Origin of the sequence: Achromobacter deleyi (assembly GCF_013116765.2) — a bacterium.
In the GTDB taxonomy this organism is placed as follows: Bacteria; Pseudomonadota; Gammaproteobacteria; order Burkholderiales; family Burkholderiaceae_B; genus Achromobacter; species Achromobacter deleyi_A.
The window spans coordinates 3563148-3573196 of sequence record NZ_CP074375.1; the positions used below are offsets into that span (position 1 = coordinate 3563148).

At 64.3% G+C, this 10049-nt stretch carries 8 protein-coding genes; 6 read left to right on the plus strand and 2 right to left on the minus strand.

All coding sequences use genetic code 11. The features are described 5' to 3' along the window. The first annotated feature begins 287 nt into the window (after positions 1–287). Together HLG70_RS15985 and HLG70_RS15990 are read left to right on the plus strand one after the other, a co-directional pair. Positions 288–1433, plus strand: a complete 1146-nt coding sequence (locus HLG70_RS15985) for a YjgN family protein (RefSeq protein WP_171661985.1) — start codon at positions 288–290, stop codon at positions 1431–1433. Further along, entirely contained in the window at positions 1411–2457 is a 1047-nt protein-coding gene (locus HLG70_RS15990; protein ID WP_419144776.1) for a M48 family metallopeptidase, read from the plus strand. The genes HLG70_RS15985 and HLG70_RS15990 overlap by 23 nt, the downstream gene beginning before the upstream one ends. Before the next feature lie 64 nt (positions 2458–2521). Here the strand turns inward: HLG70_RS15990 and HLG70_RS15995 are convergent, their stop codons facing one another. Beyond that, positions 2522–3577, minus strand: coding sequence for a hypothetical protein (locus HLG70_RS15995; protein WP_171661983.1), 1056 nt, complete (start codon positions 3575–3577; stop codon positions 2522–2524). 282 nt (positions 3578–3859) lie between these two features. Between HLG70_RS15995 and HLG70_RS16000 the strand changes: the two genes are divergently transcribed. The 4 genes from HLG70_RS16000 to HLG70_RS16015 all read left to right on the plus strand — a co-directional run bounded on the left by HLG70_RS16000 (position 3860) and on the right by HLG70_RS16015 (position 9040). Then, positions 3860–4693, plus strand: coding sequence for an alpha/beta fold hydrolase (locus tag HLG70_RS16000; protein ID WP_171661982.1), 834 nt, complete (start codon positions 3860–3862; stop codon positions 4691–4693). A gap of 53 nt (positions 4694–4746) precedes the next feature. Continuing rightward, positions 4747–5664 (plus strand): MBL fold metallo-hydrolase, encoded by a 918-nt coding sequence (locus tag HLG70_RS16005; RefSeq protein WP_171661981.1) that lies wholly within the window; start codon positions 4747–4749, stop codon positions 5662–5664. Between the two features lie 383 nt (positions 5665–6047). Then, positions 6048–8510 (plus strand): penicillin acylase family protein, encoded by a 2463-nt coding sequence (locus tag HLG70_RS16010; protein WP_171661980.1) that lies wholly within the window; start codon positions 6048–6050, stop codon positions 8508–8510. Positions 8511–8596: 86 nt separating this feature from the next. Further along, entirely contained in the window at positions 8597–9040 is a 444-nt protein-coding gene (locus tag HLG70_RS16015) for a hypothetical protein (RefSeq protein ID WP_171661979.1), read from the plus strand. Between the two features lie 44 nt (positions 9041–9084). Here the strand turns inward: HLG70_RS16015 and HLG70_RS16020 are convergent, their stop codons facing one another. Continuing rightward, on the minus strand, positions 9085–9807 hold the full coding sequence (locus HLG70_RS16020) for an META and DUF4377 domain-containing protein (protein ID WP_234103101.1): 723 nt from the start codon (positions 9805–9807) through the stop codon (positions 9085–9087). Positions 9808–10049 lie beyond the last annotated feature (242 nt).

Here is a 10049-nt window from a genome sequence, read left to right on the forward strand (position 1 = left end):
GCAGGCCGGCCTTTTTGCGCCGCGCTTTGAATTATGGCTTCGCCGACGGAAAGAACCGATGTCACTTCATCGGTTTCAATTTCATTGATTCCTGATCAATCTACGGATGGCGCAAAGAATATAAAAAATAATAATCCCGGCATTCCATCCCGCGAGTTCACGCCATTCCCTCCACGAATTCAGTATTTCTATTTTTGAATATAAGTACTTTTCTGGTGCTTTCATAAGTATCCGTTGAATAGAATCCGCGCACTTTTACTTGTGCCCATTTCAACGGAGTTACGCACATGACTCAGCAGCACCTGGCGGCCGCGCCGACATCCGGCCCGGCCGCCCCCTCGTCTCCGCAACCGCCCCCCGCGCATGACGCACCCGTCTTGCAGGTCGCCCCTGTGCAATTCAACGGCGTAGCGCGCGACTTTTTCGGCGTCTGGTTCGTCAACCTCCTGCTGACCATCGTCACGCTGGGCATCTGGTCCGCCTGGGCCACGGTGCGCACCAACCGGTGGTTCTACGGCAACACCGTGATCAAGAGCCACGCCTTCGAATACCACGCCACGCCGCTGCAGATCCTGAAAGGCCGGCTGATCGCCGTGGCGCTGATCGCCCTCATCGCCGCGGTCAGCTACGTTGCACCTATGCTCGAACTATTCATCCTCGTGGCGCTCGCCTTCGCCATGCCCTGGGCCATCAACGCAGGCCTGCGCTTCAGCGCCTGCATGACCTCCTGGAGCAATGTACGCTTCGACTTTCACGGCAGTTACTGGCGCGCCTTTGGCGTGTTCCTGCTCATGCCGATCGCGGCCATGCTCACACTGGGGCTGCTTGCGCCGGTGCACTCAAAGCTGCTGGGACGCTATCTGGCCGACGGCTACCGTTACGGCGGCTTCTCCTTCGCCTGCGCCCCCCGACTGAGCACGCTCTATCGCGCCCTGGGCCGCACCGCAGCGCTGGTGATCGGCATCGCCGCGCCCGGGTTGCTGGCAACCTATCTGATGTGCGTCTCCGCGGGAATCCCTTTCCACATACATTCCCTGCTATTGGCATTCGTTCTGGGCAAAGGGCACATCGTGTTGCCCTCCATCGTGAGCGTGTACGCCGCGGTGTTCTTCGGTGGCATCCATTACGGCGCTTGCGTGCGCAACGAGCTTTACAACCGAACGACCATCCAGGGCGGCCATCGCCTGCAAAGCCGGCTTTCGCCCATGCGCTATGCCTGGATCCTGGCCTCCGGCTTCCTGGTCACCGCCATCACGCTGACCCTGGCCTATCCCTGGGCGCGCGTCCGCCAGTACCGCTATCTTGCACAAAGCGTCACGCTGCTGGCAGCGCCCGGTTTGGACGAATTCATATCGCAACAACGACACGCCCCAAGCAGCTTCGGCGGCGAATTCAGCGAGCTCGAAGGCTTTGCCAGCGCCTCGTCCATCTGAACCTGGCGCCATCCGCGGCCGGCTCTTCCGAGCCGCTGCGGCTGCCCACCGCCCCGCCACGCTGACACAGCTGCCCGACGGTACGCTGCTGTTGCTTGATGACGAAACACCGCAGCTGCTGATGCCCCGCTCCCTGCGCTGGTCAAGCCGCATAGGAACGACTCCTCGCCGCGCGACGCTGCCGGACGGGAGCGTTTTCGAGACCACCGACAATGATCAGGTCGACCGCCTGGACCACGGCCTGGGCCGCCGCAGCGCCGGCCGCCTGCACCGCCTGGAACACATCCGCGCTCACTGGCTCGCGCTGACCGCGGCGTCCGTGCTGGTCTTCTTCGTCGGCCTGCGCTGGGTCATTCCCTGGCTGGGCGACACAGCGGCCACATTTGTTCCGCACGCCGTCGAGGCACACATTGGCGCAGGCGTCATGGACACCTTGGACCGCATGATGTTTCGTCCCTCCGCCCTGCCCCTCGCAACGCGGCAAGCAGTCCAGTCCGTGTTCAACGACCTGGCGGCACACGCGGATGATCCCTCAGGCAGCCTCCGGCTGGCGTTCCGCGAAGGCGGCCGCTTAGTCGGCGCCAACGCGCTGGCGCTGCCTGGTGGCCAGATCGTCGTCACCGATGAACTGGTCAAGCTGGCGGAGTCCCCAGACACGCTGGCAGGCGTGCTGGCGCACGAGATCGGGCACGTCGAGCACCGGCACGGCATACGAAGGCTGGGCCGTGTCGCCGGCCTGTCGGTGGTGGTCATGCTCATGACCGGCGATGTCGCCAGCATGACGCACGATATCGGAGCACTCGGCGCAGGCCTGCTCGACCTGTCGTACTCGCGCGGCTTCGAACGGGAAGCCGACGCGCGCGGCGTCACCCTGACGCGCCTGGCTGGTAAAGATCCCGAGTCGCTAGCCGTGCTGCTGGAACGATTGAGCGCGGGGTCGAAAGACATCGGCGAAGGGCCCTCCTGGCTTTCCTCGCATCCCCGCACCGAGGAACGCGTCCGGCAGATCCGGCAAGCGCGCTGAATGACGGTAGCGTCCTGCCGCGGCGGCTGCGCCTTCCACGGACTGCCGTCCCGCCGGCGCAACTTCAAGCCAGATACATCGCCACCTCTGCAGGCGTCAGATAACGCTTGAAGGTCATGGCCGGCTGCTGCGCTTCGTGGATGATGCCGTTGAACCCGGACCAATTGCGCTTCGTGCCCTCTTCCGTCTCCAGCGCAATCAACACCCGCTTGCCATGCTTGGACATATTGTGGCGCAACGCCGCCTCGCCCCAGGCCCACAGCATTTCGCTCTTCAGTTCGCCGTTGGCGTATGCGCCTGCCTGCAGCCACTGGAAGTCGGCGGTGTCCCCATCCATGTCCGGTTCGCGCGCCGCGATCTCGCGCTTTACTCCCAGCGCCTGCGCGTGCTCGCCAATAATGATCTGCAGCAGCGTGAAGGCATGGAAGGTGTTGTTGATGGCATGCGCCTGGGCGACGAACCCCGTATTGGATGTGGGCAACACGACCACCAGTTCATCCTCGTAGCTGACTTGGGCCGCCAGCCACAGGTAATGCAGCTGCTCGAACGGCAGGCTGTCGTTGTTGGTGGCCATGGGATGCAGCAGCGCCATCAGGTCAGCGTCGGCCGCGAAGGCCTGGTGATTGCCGTGATCACGCATCAGCATGGTCATCATGGGCAGGACAAGAACGTCCACGGCCTGATGCAAGGCCTCGACTTCCCAGCGCTTGTCTTCGGGAACAGCGGCCATTCTTGACCGGGCGTCGGCCCAGGCCTTGCGGTCCACCTCTTCCACTTCCTCATCGTCGTCTTCCACTTCTTGCGCGCAATAGGGGCGCAGGCTTTGCAGCCATCGGTGAAGCAGGGTTTGGAGGGTGGGGAAAAGAATGGCGGGCTCGGCGCCGTCTTCCACCAGCGAGCCGCACATCAGGGCCAGGGCCGAGGCGCGCGCCGGATGAAGCCCGGGGAGAAGACCGGCGCAGGCATGCAGGTTGGCTGTCGTGTGGGCGGGGTCTTGGGATTGGGAGTAGAAGGCGCCGACCTCGGGGCGCTTGAAGAAGCGCTCCAGGGAGTCCAGGTCATCGGGACTCAGGATTGGCGCGCTCAGGGACGTGGCGAGGTCGGCGATGGTGGCGGGCATCAAATCGTGTCTGACTATAAATATTCCGGATCTGAATTGTAGTCAGACACCCCTGCCCGAGGCGGGACGGGGCAGATCCTTACTGCCTTATGCCGCTGCGGTTGACCGTCACAACCGCGCATTCGCGCAGGCCCGCGCGCCGATGCGCATTGGTGCGTGCCGCACAACATTGTGCTTCCCGCTGCGGGCCTACCGCGCACCAGGCCCCAGACCTACGATGACTTCATCATCTTTTGCAAGCAGCCCCCCCAACGCAGCGCCCAACCCAACCGGAGCACACCCATGACCCACAACACCATCACTACCGAGGACGGCACGCAAATCTACTACAAGGACTGGGGCGACGGCCCGGTCGTCACCTTTTCGCACGGCTGGCCGCTCAATTCGGACGCCTGGGACGGGCAGATGCACTTCCTGGCGCGCAACGGCTTTCGCGTCATCGCGCATGATCGCCGCGGACACGGCCGTTCGGCGCAGCCCTCGTCCGGCAATGACATGAACGGCTACGCCGATGACCTGGCGCAACTGATAGAGGCGCTCGACCTGAAGAACATCACGATGGTCGGCCACTCCACCGGCGGCGGCGAAGTGGTGCGCTACATCGGCCGCCACGGCACCCGGCGCGTGGCCAGGGCGGTGCTCATCGGCGCGGTGCCGCCAGTGATGCTGAAGTCGGCCGCCAACCCCGAAGGCCTGCCGATCGAAGTCTTCGACGGCATCCGCGACGGCGTGGCCGGCGACCGCTCGCAGTTCTACAAGGACCTGGCCATCCCCTTCTATGGCGCCAACCGCGACGGCGCCAAGGTCTCGCAAGGCCTGCTGGACCAGTTCTGGCTGTGGAGCATGCAAAGCGGCCAGAAGAACGCCTACGAATGCGTCAAGGCCTTCTCCGAGACCGACTTCACCGAAGACCTGAAGAAGATCGACGTGCCGACCTTGTTCATGCACGGCGAGGACGATCAGATCGTGCCGATCCATGATTCGGCGAAGAAGGCGGCGCGGCTGGTGAAGAACGCCAGGGAGATCTACTACCCCGGCGCACCGCATGGCCTTACCGCCACCATGCAGGACCGCATCAACGCCGACCTGCTCGCCTTCCTCCGCGCCTCGGCCTGACCCGCCGCGCCTTGCACCGGCAGGCCATGCGCCGCCCCTTTGGAGATATCGCCATGTTTTCCGTAGACAACGACTTGCATCCCGGCAGCCAGAAACCCATCGACCTGGTTCCGTCCCGATACGCGCTGCGCGTGGGCGAGATTGACGCGCTGGTGGTCAGCGATGGCGTGCTGCCGCTGCCGACCGCGACGATGGCCACCAATGCCGACCCGGCCGACCTGGCGGACTGGCTGAACCATATGTACATGCCGCCGGACGCGTTCGACTGGCCGCTGAACGTGATGGTGGTTCGCAGTGGAAGCCAGACCATCCTTATCGACGCGGGGCTGGGCGGGCAGTTCTCGGGCTTTCCGCGCGCTGGCCAGTTCCCTCAGCGGCTGGAGGCTGCCGGCATTCCGCTGGAGGCCGTGACGGATGTGATCATTACCCATATGCACATGGATCACGTGGGCGGGCTGCTCGTCGCCGGAGTGAAGGAGCGTCTGCGTCCGGATGTGCGCATCCACGTGTCCGCCACCGAAGTCGAGTTCTGGACTTCGCCCGATTTCTCCCACACCGTCATGCCCAAGCCGGTGCCGGGCGTGCTCCGGTCGACCGCCACCAGCTTCTACAACGAATACCGAGACCGTCTGCGGATCTTCGACGACAGGCACGAGGTGGCGCCGGGCGTGATCGTCCGCCTTACGGGCGGACATACCCCGGGGCACAGCGTAGTCGACCTGATATCGGGCGGCGAACGGCTGACCTTTGCCGGCGACGCCGTGTTCCCGGTCGGGTTCGACCACCCCGAGTGGCACAACGGCTTCGAACATGATCCCGAGGAGTCGGCCCGCGTTCGCATCGATCTCTTCCGGGAACTGGCGGAGAACCGCGGGTTGCTGGTGGCCGCCCACCTGCCCTTCCCGTCCCTGGGTCGGGTCGCGATCGATGGCGACGCCTTTCGTTGGGTCCCGATCATCTGGGATTACTGAGCCGCCCGATTGGATCGCCCCCACGCCGGTGTTGGCCGGCATGCGGGCAGACACGATTATGCGTTGGCATGGGCAGGCCGACGCTTTCCGAACCTCCGGGCTTGTGGGTGAGCGCCGCGAAAACGTATCAGGCTGCAATTCCTCTTATCCGATGGGGTTCTCGGTCTGGCGCAGCCGAAGGCGCTCCGGCTGGCCTGCCCCAGCAATATCGACGCCAGGCAGCGACGAGGCAGTTCGTTACAAGCCTTCTCAGATTTCATCAAATGAAACAGATTTTCCGACCTCATCTGATTTAGTTGTAGTCCTGCCTGTATCTGCGTCCGGTGCGCGATGCCCCGGGGCCTCACAGGCATATACAAAAGCAATAAACCGGAGGAGGACCCATGCGTACTTTTTATCGCAGGATCGCCGCATTGCTGGCGAGCGGGCTGATTGTCCTGGCGACCGGCTGCGCCGCGCCCGGCAGCAAGAAGGACACGATCGACATGGCGGGGCTGTCCCAGCCCGTGGAGATCGTGAGGGACAAGCACGGCGTATCGCACATTTATGCGAAGAACCAGAATGATCTGTTCTTTGCCCAGGGTTTCAGCGCCGCGCGCGACCGCCTGTGGCAACTGGACCTGTGGCGCCGCCAGGGCGAAGGCAAGATGGCCGAGCAGTTCGGCCCGCGCTTCATCGAGCAGGACCGCGCCGCGCGCCTCTTCCTGTTCCGCGGCGACATGCAGGCCGAGTTCGCCAGCTATCACCCCGAAGGCCGCGCCATCCTTACCGCGTTCGCGAACGGCATCAACGCCTACGTGAATTGGGTCAAGGCCAATCCCGAGCAGATGCCGCCGGAATTCAAGCTGACCGGCACCGAGCCCGGCTATTGGAGTCCGGAGACCTCGCTGATCCGCATCTACGGGCTGACGCGCAACCTCAACGAGGAAGTCCGGATGGCGCAGCAGATCGCCGCCTTGGGGCTGAACACCGTGCAGGGACTGAGCACATTCGAGCCGCCCCTGGCATTGCAGGTGCCGGCCGGGCTGGACGTGCGCCAGATCGACAAGGCGGTCCTGGACAATTACAAGCTGGCCCGCGACGGCCAGAAATTCGTCGCCGCCGACTTCCCGCGCAGCCCGCTGGCCGCCGATCAGCGCGCGGCGCTTGCCAGTGCGCTGTCGGAGGGCAGGATGGCCTCGCTGGATCCGAACTTCGATCCCATGGCCGCTCGCTACGAAAGCAACAACTGGACGCTGGGCGGCCAGCATACGGCCACCGGCAAGCCCATCCTGGCGGGCGATCCGCACCGCTCCATCACCATGCCGTCGCTGCGCTACATGGTGCACCTGAACGCGCCGGGCTGGAATGTGATCGGCGCGGGAGAACCCGCTCTGCCCGGCGTCTCCATGGGCCACAACGACCGCATCGCCTTCGGCCTGACGATCTTTGCGTTCGGCGACGAGGAAGATCTCTACGTCTACGACACCAACCCGGCCAACCCCAATGAGTACCGCTATCGCGGCGGTTGGGAAAAAATGCGCTCGGTCGACGAATCCATTCCCGTGCGCGGAGCGGCGCCCGCCACCCGCAACCTGAAATTCACCCGCCACGGCCCGGTGATCCATGAAGACCCGGTGCGGCACAAGGCATACGCCCTGCGCGCCGCCTATCTGGAATATCCCGGGACGGCGGCCTACCTGGCCAGCCTGCGCCTGAACCAGGCGCAGAACTGGAACGATTTCGTGGCCGGCATGGAGAAGCACTACACGCCTAGCGAAAACATGGTGTATGCCGACGTCGACGGCAATATCGGCTGGTTCGGCGGCAGCATCGCGCCGATACGGCCGCGCGGCGACTGGTCCGGCATGCTGCCCGTGCCCGGTAATGGCGAATTCGAGTGGCGCGGCGTCCTGGCGGGCAGCGCGCTGCCGCGCGCCTACAACCCGCCCGAAGGCTATTTCGCTACCGCCAACGAGTACAACCTTCCGGCCGACTTCCCCTACAAGGACATGTCCGCGCGCACCTGGGCCGAGCCCTTCCGCGTCCAGCGCATACGCGAGGTGGTGGCCGACGGCAAGGGCCTGACGGTGCAGCAATCCCAGGATCTGCAGTACGACAATCTCTCGATTCCCGCCCGCACCCTGGCGGGCTACGCCAAGAGCCTGAACGCCACGGATCCCGCACTGACCGGGGCGCTGGGCCTGCTGAAGGACTGGGACTACCGCATGGGCACCGATTCGCGGGCCGCCACGGTTTACGCGTTCTGGCTGCCTGAAGTCGTCAAGCGCGTGTCGGATCTCTACGTGCCCGCAAGCGGACGCGCGGCATTCGGCGAGCTGTCCACCCGCAAGACGCTGGAGAAACTGGCCACTCCCGACGCCGCCTTTGGCCCCCGGCCGGACCAGGGTCGCGACGCGCTGCTGCTTCAGGCGCTGGCCGATGGCGTGGAGAAGCTGCGCGCCAAGCTGGGGCCCGATTCGGCCCAGTGGCAATGGGGCAAGCTGCATCACATCCAGTTCGAGCACAGCCTGGCGAGCCTGCTGCCGCCAGACACCGCCAAGGCCTACGGCACGCCGCGCTATCCGGTCGGCGGCGATAACGACACCGTGCATCGCGGCACGTTCCGCAAGAGCGATTTCCGCCAGATCAGCGGTGCGTCGTACCGCCAGGTGATAGACGTGGCGGACTGGGACAATTCGCGCGTCCAGAACGTGCCGGGGCAATCCGCGGATCCGCGCAGCCCGCATTACCAGGACCTGCTCAAGGGCTGGGCCACCGGGGAGTACTTCCCCATGGCGTTCAGCCGGGCCAAGGTGGACAGCGAGCGGGCGGATACGCTGATGCTGCGGCCGTCGGGAAACTGACGAGACGGCGTGAATGAATGGCGCGCCGGGCCGCAATTCAAGGACGAAATTGCGGCCCGGCTTCTCTAACCCTTCAAGGAGACCGCATGCCCCAAGGATCTTTTACGGACACCCAGGCCACCAGGCGCCGGGAGCCTAGCGAACTGCGCTTCTGGTATATCGTCCTGGCCGGCACCCTGGCCTCGCTCAGCTACGAGATCGTTTCCCTGCTGCAGGGCGATTTTTCAGCTGCGAAAAAGCTGCTGCTGCCCACGCTTTTGCTGGTGTGGCTGTACCGCGGCAGCGAGTGGGCCCGCTGGATTCTGATGATTCTGCTGCTGGGGTTCGGTGTCCTCAATATCTACCTGGGGACCGAGTTGCTGCGCGACGCTATCGACCGCTTGCTGTACGTGTATGTCTTCGGCGCCTTCATGGTGGCGACGGGACTGTACCTGGCGCTCGCCAAGAAGGATTTTGCCCGCTACTGCAGTTACGTCGCGGTACGCAACGACCTGCGGACCGGAGCAAGACGGGCGGCAGGCCGGTCCTGAACCGGCCAGCCGGCCCTGGCATCCAGGGCCGGCCTCAAATGCCCTTACTTCCCCGAAGCGTCCTGCTCCACGACCAGATCCAGCACATACACCTTCGACGGCGCATCCGCGGGCGGGTTCTTCCAGTCGTACCGCTTCACGCGCAGCACGGTCCGCACGCCGTCCTTGTGCTCGAACCCCTCGATGGACTGATACAGCGGACGCCACTTGTCCTGCGACGGCTGCTGGATGCCTGCCTCGTTGTATTTGCGTTCGCGCACCATCAGGCACTGGTAGTTCGGAATCATGGGATGGCTGCATTCCGCGCGCTTGGCGGCGACTTCCAGGAACATGATCTGTGCCGTGCTGCCATACAGCGTTTCCGGCGTCGGCTCGCCGACAAACTTCAACACGCTGCCGTCCTGCGCCACCAGCTCCAGCCCGGGTTCGGCACTGTCGCCGGATAGCGTTGCACGCAGATCGCCCTTGATGCGCTGGCCGATTTCGGCATCCAGCTGCATCAGGCTTTGCTCGCAAGCCTTCATCGTGGACGCAAGATTCGCCACATGCAGCACGCCGTTCTTATAGCTGTACCCGCCGAACTGCGTGTTGCAGCCGCCGCGGATATTCAAGGCGTCGTTCGTGAAGCTCAGGCGCAGCTGATGGTCGATGCCTGTCTGAAGCGCGGGGATCGACTTGCCCGCGGCATCGGTGGCGGAGGCCAGGCGCCAGTAATAGGCGGACAGGCTCAATGAGCTGGCGGGAGACGTGGCGGTGGGAGCGGGCATGGAGGACGATCCTTCGCGAGGAGGGGAAGTCGGAGCGCAGGCGGAAAGCAGCGCGGCGCATACGGACGCAAGGAGGATGGTTCTTTTCATGTTTGGTTCCTGTCAGCCGGATGGAAAAGCGGCATTCTACGTCCGAGGCGTGGACGAATTTGCCGTACGGGAATCCAGACAGTTTCCAAATCTTGCGCGTGTCTGGCCATCGAATCGCGATATCGAGAGTCCGCCAGCCGGGCCTCATACGG

What these genes read in the sequence shown, in the direction of transcription:
- HLG70_RS15985 (WP_171661985.1), top strand. Translation starts at nt 288, where the DNA reads ATGACTCAGCAGCACCTGGCGGCCGCGCCGACATCCGGCCCGGCCGCC.
- HLG70_RS15995 (WP_171661983.1), bottom strand. Translation starts at nt 3,577, where the DNA reads ATGCCCGCCACCATCGCCGACCTCGCCACGTCCCTGAGCGCGCCAATC.
- HLG70_RS16000 (WP_171661982.1), top strand. Translation starts at nt 3,860, where the DNA reads ATGACCCACAACACCATCACTACCGAGGACGGCACGCAAATCTACTAC.
- HLG70_RS16005 (WP_171661981.1), top strand. Translation starts at nt 4,747, where the DNA reads ATGTTTTCCGTAGACAACGACTTGCATCCCGGCAGCCAGAAACCCATC.
- HLG70_RS16010 (WP_171661980.1), top strand. Translation starts at nt 6,048, where the DNA reads ATGCGTACTTTTTATCGCAGGATCGCCGCATTGCTGGCGAGCGGGCTG.
- HLG70_RS16015 (WP_171661979.1), top strand. Translation starts at nt 8,597, where the DNA reads ATGCCCCAAGGATCTTTTACGGACACCCAGGCCACCAGGCGCCGGGAG.
- HLG70_RS16020 (WP_234103101.1), bottom strand. Translation starts at nt 9,807, where the DNA reads ATGCCCGCTCCCACCGCCACGTCTCCCGCCAGCTCATTGAGCCTGTCC.